Raw genomic sequence first — 17775 nt, 5'->3', positions numbered from 1 at the left:
TCTTTTGGCGGCCACACCCTTGAACTCTCCTACTGACGACGGCAAGTACCTCGCCCGGGCCCTGCAGCAGCAGAACATCAGCGTGCGGGGCGCCCGCACCCACAACCTCAAGAACATCGACCTGGACATCCCGCGCAACCAACTGGTGGTGATCACGGGGCTATCGGGCTCGGGTAAGTCCAGCCTGGCGTTTGACACGCTGTATGCCGAAGGCCAGCGCCGCTATGTGGAGAGCCTTTCCACTTACGCACGGCAGTTCCTGCAGCTCATGGACAAGCCCGATGTGGACATGATCGAGGGCCTGTCGCCCGCCATCAGCATCGAGCAAAAAGCCACCAGCCATAACCCCCGCTCCACCGTGGGCACGGTGACCGAAATCCACGACTACCTGCGCCTGCTGTTCGCCCGCGCGGGCACCCCGTTTTGCCCGGACCACAACTTGCCGCTACAAAGCCAGACGGTCAGCCAGATGGTGGACGCAGTGCTGGCCCTGCCCGAAGAGACCAAACTGATGATCCTCGCTCCCGTGGCGCGCGAGAAAAAGGGTGAGTTTCTGGAGGTGTTTGCCGACATGCAGGCCCAAGGCTATGTGCGCTTTCGCATCAACGGCGAAGCCGTCGAAGCGGAAAACCTGCCCAAACTGAAGAAGACAGAAAAACACGACATCGACGTAGTGGTGGACCGCATCAAGGTGCGCGCCGACCTGAAGCAGCGCTTGGCCGAAAGCTTTGAAGCCGCGTTGCGCCTGGCCGGTGGCCGAGCGATTGCGCTGGAGATGGACACCGGGGTCGAGCACCTGTTTAACGCCAAATTCGCCTGCCCGGTGTGCAACTACTCGATTGCCGAGCTGGAGCCGCGCCTGTTCTCCTTCAACTCGCCCGTGGGCGCCTGCCCCACCTGCGACGGACTGGGCAACCACGAGTTCTTCGACCCTACGCGCGTGGTCGCCTTCCCCACGTTGAGCCTGGCCAGCGGCGCCATCAAGGGCTGGGACCGGCGCAATGGCTATTACTTCAGCATGCTGGAGAGCCTGTCCAAGCATTACCAGTTCGATATCGACGCATCGTTCGAAAGCCTGCCAGAGCACGTGCAGAACGCCATCCTGTTTGGCTCGGGCGAAGAAGACATCAAGTTCAGCTACGTGATGGACTCGGGCGCACAGCAGGGCAAGAAGGTCACCAAGAAACATCCCTTCGAGGGGATCATCCCCAATATGCAACGGCGCTACCGCGAGACGGATTCGGCCCTGGTGCGCGAAGACCTGGGCCGCCTGCGCAGCACCCAGCCCTGCCCAGACTGCGGGGGCTCGCGCCTGCGCAAAGAGGCGCGCCACGTGAAGGTGGGCGAAGGCGACCAGGCCCGCGCCATCTACGAGATCAGCCACGTCACCCTGCGCGAGAGCTTTGACTATTTCAGCAGCCTGCAGCTTAGCGGCGCCCGTGGCGAGATCGCCTCCAAGGTGATCCGCGAGATTGGCCTGCGCCTGAAGTTTTTGAACGACGTGGGCCTAAACTACCTGAGTCTGGACCGCAGCGCCGAGACACTGTCCGGCGGCGAGAGCCAGCGCATCCGCCTCGCCTCGCAAATCGGCTCCGGCCTGACCGGTGTAATGTATGTGCTGGACGAGCCCAGCATCGGCCTGCACCAGCGCGACAACGACCGCCTGATCGGCACCCTGCAGCACCTGCGCGACATAGGCAACAGCGTGCTGGTGGTGGAGCACGATGAGGACATGATGCGCGCCGCCGACCATGTGATCGACATGGGCCTGGGCGCGGGCGTGCATGGCGGACGCGTGATTGCGCAAGGCACGTTTGATGAAGTCAAAGCCCACCCCGACTCACTGACCGGCCAATACCTCGCCAAGACGCTACAAATTGACGTGCCCAAGCGCCGCACGCCCTGGCTGCCCGTGGTTCCCGAAAAGGCTCCCGTAGCCAAGGCCGCGGGTGGCAAGGGCGCGCCCAGCAAGGCCGCACTGGCATGGGCCGAGCGCCAGGCGCACCACATCGCCACCCAGGGGGACATGCAGGCCATCCGTATCACCGGTGCCAACGGCCACAACCTGAAGAACGTGAACGCGGATTTCCCTGTGGGGCTACTCACATGCGTGACTGGCGTGTCCGGCTCGGGCAAGAGCACGCTGGTGAACGACACGCTGTACGCCGCCGTGGCGCGCCAGCTTTACCGCGCACACGATGAACCCGCGCCCCACGAGAGCATTGACGGCATCCAGTACTTCGACAAGGTCATCAACGTCGACCAATCGCCCATCGGCCGAACACCGCGCAGCAACCCCGCCACTTACACCGGCCTGTTCACGCCCATCCGCGAACTGATGGCCGAGGTGCCCACCGCGCGCGAGCGTGGCTATGGCCCGGGCCGCTTCAGCTTCAACGTGGCCGGCGGCCGCTGCGAAGCCTGCCAGGGCGACGGCATGGTGAAGGTGGAGATGCACTTCTTGCCCGATGTGTACGTACCCTGCGACGTGTGCGCCGGCCAGCGCTACAACCGCGAGACGCTGGAGGTGCAGTACAAGGGCAAGAACATAGCGCAGATTCTGGACATGACGGTAGAAGCGGCCTACGAGTTTTTGCAAGCCGTGCCCACCATCGCGCGCAAGCTGCAGACGCTACTGGATGTGGGCCTGAGTTACATCCGCCTCGGGCAAGCCGCCACCACGCTGTCTGGCGGCGAAGCGCAGCGCGTGAAGTTGGCCCTGGAACTGAGCAAGCGCGACACCGGCCGCACGCTCTACATCCTGGACGAGCCGACTACGGGCCTGCACTTTGCCGACATTGCGCTGCTGCTCAAGGTCTTGCACCAGCTGCGCGACGCGGGCAACACCATCGTCATCATCGAACACAACTTGGACGTGATCAAAACCGCGGACTGGCTCATCGACATCGGCCCCGAGGGCGGTGCGGGCGGTGGCACCGTGGTGGGGGTAGGGACGCCGGAGGACATTGCGGCCAACCCCGAGAGCCACACAGGGCGGTATTTGAAGGCACTGCTTTCAACCGGGTGCAGAGGCTAATTTTTAAGCCAAATAGGCCTCTAGCCTGCGTGGAACATACGCAAGAAGCTACTGATTTAGTAGCGAACTGCACTACCTTCCAGATGCAATTACTCAGCTCTTTAGCTTGGACAATAGAAAATCTGCGCACTTTTGCAGGCCCCACTGCATAGACTGAATGGCAAACACAGCAGCCAACGTGCTTGCCAACAACCACGATGCGGGCGACGTAGGGTGAAGGGCAACGCTGAACAGAACGCCACCCAGCATGGCCAGTTGCGCAAACAACAAACCGCTCTGCGCGCACAGCCGAAACAGGAAAGCAGGCAAGCACGTCAACACATACAGGAGCCAGGCAGCTCCAATGAACTTGATGCCGAAAATGAGTAAAGGCTGTTCGCGCAAAACCCCTTTCAAAACACCCATTTTTCCGAAACCTTGGTAGATCGTCTCAAACACAGGGGAATATCGCCGCAGAAAAACATGAGCAACCAAAGTCCATCCAAGCGCGATGCCAAGCAACGTGGCATGCGACAACTGGGGGAAAAAACCTGACAAACCCACCAGCAACAAAACGAAAGTGGGTAAGAACAACTTACGCCACGATTGCTCGTCCGTTGGCACCACCAGCCATAGCGCGAAGTAAACGAGCGACACGGGAACTAGCACTTCCACCGAATCCAGACTCTCTGGGCTCACGACAAGCGGCAGGAGCGCAGCTACAGCCCACGGCACCAGGGCCAGACCATCGAGAATCCAGCCCTTAGCACGCAATTTTTGCCGCAGATGTAGCCACCAGTAGTCCACATAGGGGACTTCACGGTAAAGATAGGAATAAATTCCGAGCAACAGTGCGACCCAAGCCCCAGTGAATTGCCACTCTTGACGTTTGATGTATGACCCTGACAACGCAAAGAGTCCGTGCGCTGCCACGATGAACAACACCAGAAACAGCAACGCCTGCCAAATTCCCCCTGATGCTGCTGCCACCACAGCAGTGTGGCCAGCGCTTTTGGACGCGCCGAGTGCACGCAATCGCAGCGGCGACGTTTGTGCAACCCGTTGCCGGGTGCTGTGGTCCATACACACGGCCAGCAGGCGCAGCCACACCATCCGCCCTTGGTCGGACAACTTGGCCAAGGCCAACGCCCAGGCATCGCCAGGGTCGGTCTGCCCGTTCAGCGCCGCGTACACATGCGCCTGCTGCAATCTTGACTGCAGTGCCAGTGACAGTTCATGCCCCAGCTGAGTATCCACCCGGTAGTCCAAGCCCCACTGGAAATACCGTGTCAATGCAATCAACACCTCCACCGGCACATCTTGCTGCACCGCAAAAGCAGCAAAGCTGCGGCTTGCCTCCTGGTGCGCAGCAATCGGCAAGTCTTCGATCTGCTGCTGCAGGCCGGGCCACATGCGCACCAAGTGCCGCTCGCCCCCTTGCTCCAGGATGGCAGCACAGGTCTGCACCAGGCGCTCCACCGTGGGTCCCTGGGGCTGCACCCACGCCTCTTCCTCGGCAGACGCCACGGGGTCCAGGATTGGCGCCGGGGAAATCACTGGCGCAACGGACTCTGCAGGCGCGACTGACTCGGCGGGAGGCGTAGTGTCAGCGACCTCCGGCAAGACATCCACCTTCACGGGCTGGAACACCTCGGGCAAGGGATCGGCTGGTTCCTCGACAAGCACCTCCGCTTCCAAACTGGCGATAAACGGGGCCCATTGCTGCGCCGCCTCATACGCCTCCCGTAGCTGCTGGTAGGCCGCCGCATCGTCATCCGGACGCGTGGTCTTGAGCTTGATGGAGTAGGCCTTTTTGATGGCCCGGATATCGTTGGTGGGTTCTATGCCCAGCGTGTCCCAAGGCGCCATCAGAAGACAAAGCCTTTGTCCAGATTGTCCAGCGCCGCGCGGAACTCGTCGCGCGCGCGGGCCACCTCCTTGGCATCCTGCGTGTCCAGCGACATTTCAAACTGCGCAATCCAGCGCTGCAGCCACTGGCGCTGCTCGCCCAGGCGGTCTTCGTACAGGCGCTTGGCGCGCTCCAGCAGGTAGATGTTTTCCTGTTGGTCGCGCGGGTGCTGCTTGAGGACGCGCAGGCGTTCCAGCGCCTGGGCTATGTCATCAGCCCCCATGCTGGCACCGGCGGGCTGGATGATGGTCGAAGCCATCAACTGCTGGCGCTCGTCCTTCACCTCCACTTCCAGCATGCCATTGGCATCGTAAGAAATCCGCACATTCACGCTCACCTGCCCAGCGGGCTTGGGCGGCACATCGATTTCCAGCACGCCCAAGGCCATGTTTTCACTGCCAATGGGCGATTCGCCCTGACGGATGTCAAACAAGATTTGCCGTTGGTTGTCGCTAATGGTGTTGTAGCCCTGCACACGTGAGACGGGCACTGGCGTGTTGCGCTCGATGATGGGCGAGAAGCGGTCGCCGAAGCGCCGACCATTGATGAACTCGCTGATGATCACCCCCAACGAATACGGCATGACATCGGTCAGCACCACCTCTTCCAGCGCTGCGTCGCGCGCTTTCAGGGCAGCCTGAATGGCAGCGCCACGCGCAATGGTTTCGTCGGGGTTGATGGTGCGCAGCGGCAAACGCTGAAAGAGTTTGGTCACCGTCTGGCGCACCAGCGGCATGCGGGACGCACCGCCCACCAGCACCACCTCCGACAACTCGTTGGGTGCCAGGCGCGCATCGCTCAGCGCGCGCTCGATGGGGCGGCGTAGGCGCTTGATCAGCTCGTCGCTGGCGGCTTCAAATTCGGCACGGCTCACCGTGTGGGTGAAGGCGGCGTCCTTCCACTGCAAACGCATGTCCACCGTGTCGGCATCCGTCAGGTCGCGCTTGGCCTGCTCTGCCGCGCGCCACAGCGCCTTGGAAGCGAGAATCTGCTCCCGGTCGCGCTCGGAGAAGTTCTCACATTTCTCGAGGAACAGAGTCTCCAGCACAGCCACGAAGTCTTCGCCGCCCAGACGCGTATCACCCGCGCTGGAGCGCACCTCCACCACGCCATCAAAGTACTCCAGCACCGACACATCAAAGGTGCCGCCGCCCAAGTCAAACACCAGAAAGGTGCTGTGGTCCTGCCGCTCTTGCAGGCCATAGGCCAGCCCGGCTGCGGTGGGCTCGTTCAGCAGGCGTTCCACCTTGAGTCCAGCCAGCTCGGCCGCGTGCTTGGTGGCGCGGCGCTGCACGTCGTTGAAATAGGCCGGTACCGTCACCACCGCCTCTGTCACCTCGGTGCCCAGGTAGGCCTCGGCGTCGGCCTTGAGTGACTTGAGCACCATGGCCGACAGCTCTTCGGCGCGGTAATCCTTGCTGCCCAGGCGCGTGAGCTTGTCGGTGCCCATCCAGCGCTTAAAAGTCATTGCGGTCTGCTGGGGGTGGCTAGCCAGGCGCTCTCGGGCGGCCAGCCCCACCAGCAGCGTGCCATCGTCGGCCACGCTCACTGCGCTGGGCGTCAGAACGTGCCCGTGGGCGTTGGGGATCAAATGGGCCTGCCCGTCGCGAAAAACCGCTACCAGGCTGTTGGTGGTTCCAAGGTCGATGCCGATGTACATAGCTCTTGTTGTGGTGCATGCGGGCGGCAAGCCGCCTCAAAGGCCGCAGATGGGCCGAAAACTGCAGCCCCTCCCTCCCAGAAGGGCCTGCGCGCTGAACTGCAACCATCATAAAGGCGCGCCGACCTCAGGCTTCCCCATAGGCCAGTTTATGTATGGAATTGACCTTCAACCCTATGGAATATGCGTCAATAGCTATTTATCTGATAGCAATTTTCACCCCAGAAGCACCCAGCTTGCGGTACAGCGTCTGCCGGCTGATGCCGAGCTGACGTGCGGCCAGGGACACATTGCCGCGCGCAGCTTTCAGGGCCTGCTGGATGGCGGCGTGGCCCAGCGCCTGCAGGCTTTGCGGGGCCTGGGCCACAGCTGGCACCACGGGCACCGTCCTCACGGCGTCGCCCATCTGCAACGCGTCCACCAGGTCATCGGGCATGTGCGCCCAGTCCAGCGTGTCCTCGCCGTCCAGCAGCATGGCACAGGCGGTGCGCAGCACGCTGGCGTATTGGCGCAGATTGCCGGGCCAGGCGTGGGTGCTCAGGCGCGCCAGCAGCTCGGGCGCCAGTTGCACCTCGCGCTCCGGGCTCAGGTCCGCCAACAAGCGCTCGGTCAGCGCGGCAAAGTCACTGCGCTCGCGCAACGCGGGCAGCTGGACGGTCAGGCCGTTGATGCGGTAGTACAGATCTTGGCGGAACGTGCCGCGCTCTGCCGCCTCGGCCAGCTTGCTGTGCGTAGCGCAGACCAGCGCAAAGTCCACTGGCACCGCCTTGCCCGCACCCACGGGCGTCACCGTGCGCTCCTGCAGCACGCGCAGCAGCCGTGTCTGCATCGGCAGCGGCATGTCGCCAATCTCATCCAGAAACAGCGTACCGCCCTCGGCCTCGCGCAGGCGGCCCAGGCTGCCCTCTTTGCGCGCGCCGGTGAAGGCGCCAGCCACGTAGCCAAACAGCTCGGACTCGATCAGGCTCTCAGGAATCGCGCCGCAGTTGATAGCCACAAACGGTGCCGCACGGCGTGGGCCGCTGGCGTGCAGGGCGCGTGCAAACAGCTCTTTGCCCACGCCCGACTCGCCCTGGATCAGCACCGGAATGGGCTTGGCCACCACGCGGCGTGCCTTGTCGGCGGCGCTGCGCCAGCGGGCGTCGCCCGTGTCCAGTGCGGCCAGGGCATCACTTGCAGGGGCAGGCGCTGGTGACGACAGACCGGTTGCTTGCAGCGCGGACGCGTCCATCTGCACGTGCGCAAACAGCACCGCTCCGTTGTGCAGGCGCAGCTGTTGCACCTGCTGGGGGCGGCGCTTGTGGCGAGACAGCAAGTCGTCCATCCGCACATCGAGCACGCGCTCCAACAGGGTGGCGCCAATGTCACCGGTATTCAAGCGCAGCAGCGCGAGTCCTACACGGTTGGCGCCCACCACCCAGCCATCGTCCGACAGCGCGACGATGCCTTCAGCGACGCTGCCAATGCCCTCGGGCTGAGCGTGCAGGTGCAGGCGAATGTTGCGCTTGCAGGTGGCTAGCATGAGCCGGTTTTCGATCATGCGGGCCGCAGTGCTGGCCAAGCCTAGGGTGTGGCCGTGGCCATGGCGGTGGTCGCCAGAAATGTCGAGCACGCCCATGAGTTCGCCCGTGGCCGACAGGATGGGCGAGGCTGCGCAGGTCAGGAAACCATTGCGTTCCAGGAAATGTTCGCCGCCATGGATCTCTACCGCGCTGCGCTCCACCAGCGCGGTGCCAATAGCGTTGGTGCCACGGTGCGCTTCGTGCCAGGAGGCACCGCTGGTCAGCGCCACGCGCTCGGCCTTGCCGACAAAACTCACATCGCCCAGCGTGTGCATGAGCATGCCGTGCTGGTCGGCCAGCACCACCACGCTCTGGCTGTGGCGCACTTGCTCAAACACGTATTCCATCACCGGGCGCGAGTGGGCCAGCAGGGCATGGCTATTGGCCAGCGCCTGGCGCAGACTGGCGCTACCTGCATGGTCGGTGGCAGCGCGGCCCGTCGGTGCCAGGCCTGCGGCCAGGCTGCGGTGCCAAGAGCGGGCCAAGCGTTCGTCCAACACGCCCACAGGGCATTGGCCGGTTTCCAGCAGCTGTTGGCGGGCCTGTCGCAAGGCCAGCACGGGGGAGGTTTGTCGCACGTTGTCTCCTGCGCGGGGTCGTGGTTGCCCCGCTTTGGCACAGTATGGGGGCGCTGGTTGGGCGAGGCAATGGCACACACCACCGCGCAGGCCCAACTGTTCCATTTTGTGACACCTGTCACTGTGGAGAATCGTGACAGCCCTGGCTTGCGGACAGCTTGCGCAAGGGTGCTGCGGCGCAACAAATCCAATGAAATCAAGGGCCTGCCTTCGGCGCCCACATGGCACGCGTCTTGAGATACCTCTGCACCTGCCGGACATCCCGACGCAGGCAGCAAACCACAAGAGGACGACAACCATGGCAATTTACGCAGCACCCGGCGCCGCAGGCGCCAAGATTTCCTACAAAGCCCAATACGACAACTTCATTGGGGGCAAGTGGATCGCCCCGGTCAAGGGCCAGTACTTTGATGTGATCACGCCGGTCAGTGGCAAGGTCTACACCAAGGCAGCTCGCTCCACGGCCGAAGACATCGAACTGGCCTTGGATGCTGCCCACGCAGCGGCCGATAAATGGGGCAAGACTGACGCCGCCACCCGTAGCAACATCCTGCTGAAAATTGCCGATCGTATCGAGCAAAACCTGGAGTTGCTGGCCTACGCCGAAACGGTGGACAACGGCAAAGCCATCCGCGAAACACTGAACGCCGACATCCCACTCACCGTGGACCACTTCCGCTACTTTGCAGGTGCTCTGCGCGCACAAGAAGGCGGCATCAGCGAGATTGACGAGAACACCATGGCGTACCACATCCACGAGCCGCTGGGCGTGGTGGGGCAGATCATTCCGTGGAACTTCCCTATTCTGATGGCAGCCTGGAAACTGGCGCCTGCGCTAGGTGCCGGCAACTGTGTGGTGCTTAAGCCCGCCGAAAGCACCCCCATCTCCATCCTCATCCTAGCCGAGCTGATTGCCGACCTGCTGCCGCCCGGCGTGCTCAACATCGTCAACGGCTATGGCCGCGAAGCAGGTATGCCGCTTGCCACTAGCAAGCGCATCGCCAAGATCGCCTTCACCGGCTCCACCACCACCGGCCGCGTAATCGCCCAGGCCGCCGCTAACAACCTGATTCCCGCCACGCTGGAACTGGGCGGCAAGAGCCCCAATGTGTTCTTCGCCGACATCATGGACAAGGACGATGCATTCCTGGACAAGGCCATCGAAGGCCTGGTCCTGTTCGCGTTTAACCAGGGCGAGGTCTGCACCTGCCCATCGCGCGCGCTGATTCAAGAATCCATCTATGACAAGTTCATGGAGCGCGTCTTGAAGCGCGTGGCCGCCATCAAGCACATGAACCCGCTGGACACCGACAGCATGATGGGCGCGCAGGCCTCCAAAGAGCAGCTGACCAAGATCCTGAGCTACCTGGACCTGGGCAAGCAGGAAGGCGCGCAAGTGCTGGCCGGCGGCGGACAAGCCCACCTCGGCGGCGATCTGGAAGGCGGCTACTACGTGCAGCCCACCTTGTTCAAGGGCCACAACAAGATGCGCATCTTCCAGGAAGAAATCTTCGGACCTGTGCTCGCTGTGACCACCTTCAAGGACGAAGCCGAAGCCCTGGCGATTGCCAACGACACGCTGTACGGTTTGGGTGCTGGCGTATGGAGCCGCAATGGCAACGTGGCCTACCGCATGGGCCGCGCCATCAAAGCTGGCCGTGTGTGGACCAACTGCTACCACGCCTACCCTGCGCACGCAGCGTTTGGCGGCTACAAGGAATCCGGCATCGGCCGTGAGACCCACAAGATGATGCTGGACCACTACCAGCAGACGAAGAACCTGCTGGTTTCTTACTCTGAGAACAAGCTGGGGTTCTTCTAAGCAGTGTATTGAGCCCCTTCTCGTCGGAGGGGACGCCACGCGGCTCCCCAAGGGGCGACCACCTCATACTGGAGTACCAGAAATCGGCGGTCTCCCCTTGGGAATCCACGTGGCTTTTGGTATGCGGAAAGTGGTGCGCCAACGAACCAGCTTCGTAGACTGTGCGGGCAGACACCGATTTCTGGTACCTCAGTAAGAGGCGGCTGCCCGCACAGTCTGCGAAGCTGCGAGCGCCAACAAAGCAACGGCACAACAAGCACCTGCGCAGACCACAAGGAGACAAACCATGGTCGACAAAGTAGTAGCCACCCCCGCCGCCCTGGAACTGGTGGCTTTCCTGAAAACGAAACACGGCCCGGAATTGATGTTCCACCAAAGCGGAGGCTGCTGCGACAACAGCGCGGCCAACTGCTACCTGCCCGGTGAAATCACCATGGGTGCCGGTGACGTGTACTTGGGCGACATCGGCGGCAGTCCGTTCTACATCGGCAAAGCCCAGTACGAATACTGGAAACACACCCAACTCATCATCGACGTGATCGAAGGTCACGGCGGCACCTTCTCGCTCGAAGGGCCCGAGGGCAAGGCCTTCCACACCCGCTCCCGCGTGTTCACCGATGCCGAACTGGCCGAACTGGGCATCGACAAGCCCGCAGCCTGAAAATCAAACCATTTAGGCCTCTAACCCTTATGAAATATGCATTAACAGCTACTAAATCAATAGCACTTATTGCATAAACCCAAGATCGGTCGGGTAGTCTGGCCGGCTGGCCGCCGTGCCGAAGTTCGTGATCTTGGGCAAAACGCCTGGCATCTCGGCGTCCGTCACACCAAACCACTTGGCCAGCGTCGCCGCATACTGGTCGACCGAGGTGCGTGGCAGCAAGCGGCCCTGGCCCACATGCCAGGCGTTCTCGGGCAGGTAGTTGCCGCCCGCGTCCTTGGCATCGCTCACGCTGATGGGCGGAGCCACACCGTAGAAACGCTGTCCATTCACCGCACCACCCACCACCAGGTGGTGACTGCCCCAGCCGTGGTCCGAGCCATCGCCGTTGGAGGCCAGGGTGCGGCCAAAGTCGGATGCAGTGAACGCCGTCACCTGGTTGGCCACGCCCATCTCGTTGGTTGCTTCATAAAACGCCGTCATGGCCGTGCTCAGGCGGCCCATCAGGGTGGCCTGCTGCGCGACCAGGTTGTCGTGCAGGTCAAAGCCGCCCATGGACACAAAAAACACCTGGCGCCGCGCGCCCAGCACATTGCGACCCTTGATCAGGCGCGCCACCATTTGCAGCTGGGTCGACAATGCATCCGTGCCAAAAGTGGCCTGGAAGGGGCGCAGATTGGGCGCGGTTCCGAAGGCTGGCGGGCTCAAGGCCAGCGCATTCGTCACCGAGGCCTCAGCCGCCAGCGCCCGCGCCGTCACCACGTTGTATTCGTTCTCCAGCTTGTGGGTGCGGGACTGGCGGATCAAGCTGTCAATGGTGCTGCGCACCGACGACGAGCCGTAGACAGTTGTGTCCGTAGCAGGCCGGATTTTGATGGCGCCCGAGGTGCTGACCTGGTACTGCAAGGCCGTGTCCCCCGCGAGGAAGACCGCGTTGCCCGACACCGACATGCAGCTGAACAGCGAATTGCTGTTGAGGCTGTTTTGCAGCACCACATCCCCCATATTGCCGCCCCAGCCCACTTTGGAACCTTCGGGCGAGGACGACTGCCACAGCGACTGCTGGTCGTTGTGCGAAAACAGCTGCGGCGGGCGCGGGTAGAGCGTGCGGTTGCTGTTGTTGTACTGGGCGCGCGTGAGCGGCACCACCAGCGGCCCCACATTGAGCTGCACCGCCGCCTTGCCGGTGTTGAACAGATTGGCCAAGCCGGTCATGGCCGGGTGCAGCGCGTACTCGCGGGTCGTGGCACCCAGCGTGTCCACCGGCGGTGTGAGAGGAACCAGGCGCGTGGGCGTGAGCGCCGCCTTGGCCAGCGCAATGCCACCAGCGGTTTGCCCGGCGCCACCACCGCGGATGGTGCTGTACTGGTTGTAGCTCGGGTCGTCGTAGGCCACGACGGTATTGGCGTAGTCATTGCCGCCAAACAAAAACACGCAGACCAGGGCCTTGTAGTCCCCGGCCGGTGCGTTGAAGGCGGCGGCCTCGCCAATGGCGGCCAGGTTGAGCGCAAAAGGCAGCGCGGTGCCGCTCAGCGCAAGCTGGCCGCTGCGGCGCAAAAAGGCACGTCGGCTCTGGAATTCGGGTGGCAGCATGGACATAGGGCCCTCTACTTCTGGATCAGGTACTCGGGGCAGGCCATCACCATCAGCACTGCCGCACAGACGCGCTGACGCTTGAGGGCGGCGGAGCTGTTGGAACTGACAGTGACGCCCAAGAGAGCATTGACGATGACGGTCTGTGTGCTGGCCGAGAGCTGGCCCGCGCACAGCAGCAGGTTGAGGCGGCGCACCAGCGCGGCGGGGTCAAGCACCAGCGTGAGCTCGGTGCTATAGGCCGCGTAGATGTCGCGGCTGTTGAAGCCGTTGTCGATGACGCCCATCATGTAGTTGAGGTAGCCCCCCACGCTGCTTTCGGTCACCAACTGGAACTCCGGCGCTACCACACCATTGCTCAGCGCGGTGCTGGGCGGCACATAACCGGGGCGAAAGAAGTTGAACACCGAGGGCGCGCGCAAGGGGCTTTGGCTGAGCTGGGTCCCGGCGTTGCTCAGGTCCCCAATCTTCCAGGCTCCGCTGGCAGAGCCCACCCCAAAGGTGCGCCCCCATTGCGCCAAACGCAACATCGGCTCGCGCAACTTGCCGTACTCCAGCGCGCTGAGGCCGGTGGCATTGCGCGCCTCGTCGTCCAGAAGGATGGCGGCAAACACGTAGGCAAGATCGCCGCGCACGCCCTGCCCGTTGTCAGCAAACACAGCCGCTACGCGCCCCACGTAGGCCGGGCTGGGGTTGCTGGTCACCAGGCGCTGGATCATTTGCTTGCAGAAGAAGGGTGCCGTGTTCTGGTGGTTAAACAGCGTGTCGAGCGCCGTCTTGAGCGCTGCTGCCCCCGGCGTATTGGCCGGGATGGTGGTACCCAGAAAAGTGGCGGCCAAGGTGGAATGGTTGCTGGCCGTCAGCACCATGGGCAGGCGGGCAAATGCGGTGTTGCCCACTGTGTTGCCATTCACCGTCACGTTCACGTTCTGGCTCATGTCCACGTCGTAGCCGGTGAACACCCGCGCCAGATTGCTCACGTCGCTGGCGGTGTAGGTGTCTTGCGGCTTGCCGTTGCCGTCGAGTTGCTGGGTGCCATCGGGGTTGAGCAGGTGCAGGCCCACGGTGAACAGCTGCATCACCTCGCGGGCATAGTTCTCATCGGGCTGGCGGCCAGAGTTGTTTTCTTTCTTGTTGCCCTTGGTATTGAGGTAGTAGCCCATCGCCACATGCAGGGTCACGGCCTCCAGCAGCCCCCTGAAGTTGCCAAACGCGTAGGCGCACAGCGTGTCCCAGTAGTGCGCCATGGCGTGGCTGCGCCAGCGGAAATCCAAGCCCGACAGCGACACCACAAAAAACTCGGAGAGCGCCAGCCCAATGCGCTTGCGCATGGGGTCGCTGCTGGCCAGCAACTGGTTCCACACCATGTAGTCGGCCGGGTAGCTTTGGTCGTAATAGTTGTTGGTGTTGCTGGCGTCCCCATAGCCTTGGCTGTTGAGCCAGTCCCAGCCACGGGTGCCAAAGTTCAGGGCCACCTGGCCTTCGATCCAAGCGGCATAGCCCTGGTTGCGCACCTGGGCGATGTCGGCATCGCTGGCCGAAAACTGGGCTTGCTGCAGAAAGCGCGAGGCCTGCTCCGCGCTGATGCTGGCACCGCTCAGGGCAATGGCCGCAGGCAAAGCCCGCAAAGAAATGGTGCGCCCGCCTACGGGCGCCTCCGTCGTGTCGCCGCCATCTCCACCGCCACCACCGCAGGCCGCCAAGGCCGCCGCTGCGGCCAAAGCCACAGCAGTCAGGGCGGCAGAGTCCTGCGGGGAACTGCGGGTTTGGGGGGGCGTGGCGAGCTCGGCTTCGTCCACGGTGTCACGCATGGGAATCTCCAAAGTGGAGTGGATAGGCCGCGAAGGTTATCGCCCACCCCACGCGCTGCCCAGCGCCCTTACAAACAATTACTGCTGTCAGGGACAGCCGGTCGTCCGATGCCTAGCGGGTGGCAGTTTGCAGCAGATCGCGCGTACGCAGCGCCTCCCGGCGGGCGGCCGCAGCAAAGTCGGCACCGGCGGAAGCGTAGAGGATGGCGCGCGAAGAGTTCACGATGATCGGGCCCGTGGTTTGGCTGTCGACAGCCCTCCAACCGGCCTTGACCGTGGCTGTGGCGTCCCCACCCTGCGCCCCCACCCCGGGAATCAGCAGCGGCAGCGTGGGCGCAAGGGCGCGCACGCGCTCAATCTCGGCCGGGTAAGTGGCGCCCACCACCAACCCGAGCTGGCCGTTCAGGTTCCAGGGACCCTGCGCCAGGGTGGCAATGTGCTCGTACAAGCGTGGCTGGCCGGGCACATCCCGCAGGGGCTGCGGCTGGAAGTCATCGCCGCCGGGGTTGGAGGTGCGGCACAACAGGAAAGCGCCCTTGCCGTGGTACTTCAGGTAGGGGGCCACCGAGTCAAACCCCATGAAGGGCGAGAGCGTCACCGCGTCGGCGCCATAGCGCTCGAAGGCTTCCTTGGCGTACTGCTCGGCGGTGCTGCCAATGTCGCCACGCTTGGCGTCCAGGATGATGGGGACCTGGGGCGCGGTGCGGCGCATATGCGCCATCAGTTTTTCAAGCTGGTCTTCGGCACGGTGCGCGGCAAAGTAGGCAATCTGCGGCTTGAAAGAGTTCACCAAGTCAGCCGTGGCATCGACGATAGCTGCGCAGAAGTCGTAAATCTTGCTGGCATCGCCCTGGAGATGGGTAGGGAACTTGCTTGGTTCAGGGTCCAGGCCCACGCACAACAAGGAACCGTTTTGGCGCTCGGCGGTGCGCAGCTGGTCTAGAAAAGTCATGGGGGCTATTTTACGGAGGCGTCTTTTACATCCATGGCCAGGCACAAGTCGGCCCAGGCCTTGGCCTTGTCGGCGCTGTTGCGCAGCAGCAGCTTGGGGTGGTACGTCACGATGACCGGGATGCCCTGGTACTGGTACACCGTGCCGCGCAGCTTGCCCAGCGGCTGGGTGGCCAGTGCGCCATGTTCGGCAAGTAGCGTCTGGATGGCAAAGCGGCCCATAGCCAGGATGACTTTGGGCTGCACCAGCGCAATCTCACGCTGCAGGTACTGGGCACACTGCGCCAGGTCGGGCGCCTGCGGAATCTGCCCGTGGGGTGGTCGGCACTTCACCACATTGGTGGCGTAGGCGCCCTGTGCACCGGTGCCACTACGGCTGGCACCCACAGCCTTGAGCATGTTGTCCAGCAGCAGGCCGGGGCTTTCCACAAAGGCCTGGGCACTGCGGTCTTCGTCTTCCTCGGGCGGGTCGCCCACCACCAGCCAGTCGCGCTGGCCGGGGGCCGGCTGCAGCGTGGCGTGTTTGCGCCCGGCGCACAAGCCACAGGCCTGGCAGCTGGCGGCGGTGTCGGCCAGGGCCTCCCAGTCCAGGGTGCCCAGGTCCAGCGGCGTACCTGCCGTGCGGGCCGTCACGGCGGGCGCACGGGCTACCGGCACCGCACGCACCGGGGCCGGCGTGGGCACGGCCGCTGGGGCCGTGGGCGCCACTGCAGGGGCCGGCTGGGCAACCGCGGGCGCCGCAACCTGCACGGCCACCGAAGGCGGCTCGGTCTCAAACACGGTGCCGGGCAACCAGACGCGCACGCCCATCTCCAGCAGCATGGCGCGTTGGCGTTCGTCAAGGGTCAGGGCCATGGGACAACGGGTCTCGTCAAGGGTACAGGGGCAGGCTCATGACCACCGCGTCTTCGCGCTGGCCGTTGCCGGCAGGGTAATAGGCTTTGCGCTGGCCCACGCGGCGGTAGCCGTACTGCTCGTACACATGCAGGGCCCGCGCATTGCTCACGCGCGCCTCCAGCCACAGCCACTGCACGCCCTGGCCACGCGCCCACACGGCGAGCGCGTCCAGCATGACGCGGGCCCAGCCCTGGCCCTGGAATTCCGGCGCCACAGTGATGTTGAGCAGGTGCACTTCGTCCACGCCCTTCATGGCCACAAAGTAGCCCAGCACATAACCGTCGGCCACCAGCATCTGGGCCTGGTAGCCGCTGTGCAGCGCGTCCAGAAAATTGGCGTGACTCCAGGGATGGGCGTAGGCGCGCTGTTCCACGCGCAAGACTTCGTCCAGCCGGTCGGCTAGCAGCGGTTCAAAAACAGCCTCGGGGGCGCGTGGAAGGGAGGACATGGCGTGGGGCTCAGGCAGCAGATGCCGCCGCAGCTTTTTCAGCCAGGCGCTCGGCGGTGGTTTTGGCCACCTTGTCACGGATGTAGCTCGGCATGGCGTGGGCCGCGTCGATCGCCAGGCCCGCAGCCAACAGGGCGGGCGCCAAGCGCAGCATGGCAGCGGCCGTTGGCAGGGCCGGCACCACCGTGCCGCCCTGCTGCACGGCCGCAGGCAGGCGGTCCGCATACACGGCAAACACATTGCCCGCCACAAACAGCGGGCCCAGGCCCGCAGCCGGCGCTGGCAGCTGCACATGCTCGGGGCGCACCAGCGCGCTGGGCTGCAACACGCGCCACTGCCCGTGGGCATAGGCATAGTGCGCGGCGTACACCTCGTCCATGCGTGCATCCAACAGCGCCAACACTTGCAGGGTGGCGGTATCGGGCGCTGCCAACTGGCGCGCGTCCTCGGCCACGGCCAGCAGCGAGTCCATGGGCAACACCGGCACGTTGGCGCCAAACGCCAGCCCCTGCACCACCGAGCAGGCGGTGCGCAAGCCGGTAAACGACCCTGGCCCGGAGCCAAAGGCCATCGCATCCAGCAATGCCATGGGCAGCTCGGCCTGGGCCAGCAGGTCCAGCACGCCAGCAATCAGGTCGGTGGAGGCGCGGGCACCACCCGCCCCGGCGTACTGCCACACCGCCGCACCACGGCAGACCGCGATGGACAGATGCTCGGTTCCGGAATCAATGGCCAGCAGGTTCATGTTTTTAAGAGAAATGGGCCTCTAGCCCTCGTCAATACTGCGTAAATAGCTCCCAATTTAGGAGCGAAGACCTTCCGCAATTGCGCATGCATGTGCAGACGGCGGCCTACGAGGCGAGC

General features: G+C 63.7%; 12 protein-coding genes. 3 read left to right on the top strand and 9 right to left on the bottom strand.

Annotated elements, in window-relative coordinates; genetic code table 11:
- The first annotated feature begins 19 nt into the window (after positions 1–19).
- Complete coding sequence (gene uvrA, locus CHU94_RS15485) at positions 20–3037, top strand: excinuclease ABC subunit UvrA (RefSeq protein ID WP_141211476.1); 3018 nt, start codon at positions 20–22, stop codon at positions 3035–3037.
- 93 nt (positions 3038–3130) lie between these two features.
- Here uvrA and CHU94_RS15480 read toward each other — a convergent pair whose 3' ends face one another.
- The 3 genes from CHU94_RS15480 to CHU94_RS15470 form a co-directional block, all read right to left on the bottom strand.
- Entirely contained in the window at positions 3131–4885 is a 1755-nt protein-coding gene (locus CHU94_RS15480; protein WP_094481522.1) for a J domain-containing protein, read from the bottom strand.
- On the bottom strand, positions 4885–6585 hold the full coding sequence (locus CHU94_RS15475; protein WP_094481520.1) for an Hsp70 family protein: 1701 nt from the start codon (positions 6583–6585) through the stop codon (positions 4885–4887). The genes CHU94_RS15480 and CHU94_RS15475 overlap by 1 nt, the downstream gene beginning before the upstream one ends.
- Before the next feature lie 199 nt (positions 6586–6784).
- Complete coding sequence (locus CHU94_RS15470; RefSeq protein ID WP_094482775.1) at positions 6785–8725, bottom strand: sigma-54-dependent Fis family transcriptional regulator; 1941 nt, start codon at positions 8723–8725, stop codon at positions 6785–6787.
- A 298-nt stretch (positions 8726–9023) separates the two neighbouring features.
- Between CHU94_RS15470 and CHU94_RS15465 the strand changes: the two genes are divergently transcribed.
- Positions 9024–10547 (top strand): aldehyde dehydrogenase family protein, encoded by a 1524-nt coding sequence (locus tag CHU94_RS15465; protein WP_094481518.1) that lies wholly within the window; start codon positions 9024–9026, stop codon positions 10545–10547.
- A gap of 286 nt (positions 10548–10833) precedes the next feature.
- Positions 10834–11208, top strand: a complete 375-nt coding sequence (locus CHU94_RS15460) for a DUF779 domain-containing protein (protein ID WP_094481516.1) — start codon at positions 10834–10836, stop codon at positions 11206–11208.
- 66 nt (positions 11209–11274) lie between these two features.
- On the opposite strand, the gene CHU94_RS15455 is transcribed toward CHU94_RS15460, so the two are convergent.
- The 6 genes from CHU94_RS15455 to tsaB all read right to left on the bottom strand — a co-directional run bounded on the left by CHU94_RS15455 (position 11275) and on the right by tsaB (position 17656).
- Positions 11275–12810: a DUF1501 domain-containing protein gene (locus CHU94_RS15455; protein ID WP_094481514.1), complete on the bottom strand. Its 1536-nt coding sequence runs from the start codon at positions 12808–12810 to the stop codon at positions 11275–11277.
- An 8-nt stretch (positions 12811–12818) separates the two neighbouring features.
- Positions 12819–14615 carry a DUF1800 family protein gene (locus CHU94_RS15450; protein ID WP_094481512.1) on the bottom strand — a complete coding sequence of 599 codons (1797 nt, stop codon included), beginning with the start codon at positions 14613–14615 and terminating at the stop codon, positions 12819–12821.
- 112 nt (positions 14616–14727) lie between these two features.
- On the bottom strand, positions 14728–15567 hold the full coding sequence (gene pyrF, locus CHU94_RS15445) for an orotidine-5'-phosphate decarboxylase (RefSeq protein ID WP_094481510.1): 840 nt from the start codon (positions 15565–15567) through the stop codon (positions 14728–14730).
- A 5-nt stretch (positions 15568–15572) separates the two neighbouring features.
- On the bottom strand, positions 15573–16421 hold the full coding sequence (locus tag CHU94_RS15440) for a uracil-DNA glycosylase (RefSeq protein ID WP_094481508.1): 849 nt from the start codon (positions 16419–16421) through the stop codon (positions 15573–15575).
- A gap of 16 nt (positions 16422–16437) precedes the next feature.
- On the bottom strand, positions 16438–16911 hold the full coding sequence (gene rimI / locus CHU94_RS15435) for a ribosomal protein S18-alanine N-acetyltransferase (protein ID WP_094481506.1): 474 nt from the start codon (positions 16909–16911) through the stop codon (positions 16438–16440).
- 10 nt (positions 16912–16921) lie between these two features.
- Complete coding sequence (tsaB, locus tag CHU94_RS15430) at positions 16922–17656, bottom strand: tRNA (adenosine(37)-N6)-threonylcarbamoyltransferase complex dimerization subunit type 1 TsaB (protein WP_094481504.1); 735 nt, start codon at positions 17654–17656, stop codon at positions 16922–16924.
- Positions 17657–17775: the final 119 nt, after the last annotated feature.

Source organism: Rhodoferax sp. TH121, assembly GCF_002251855.1.
In the GTDB taxonomy this organism is placed as follows: Bacteria; Pseudomonadota; Gammaproteobacteria; order Burkholderiales; family Burkholderiaceae_C; genus Allorhodoferax.
This window is presented reverse-complemented; position numbering and strand designations above follow the sequence as displayed.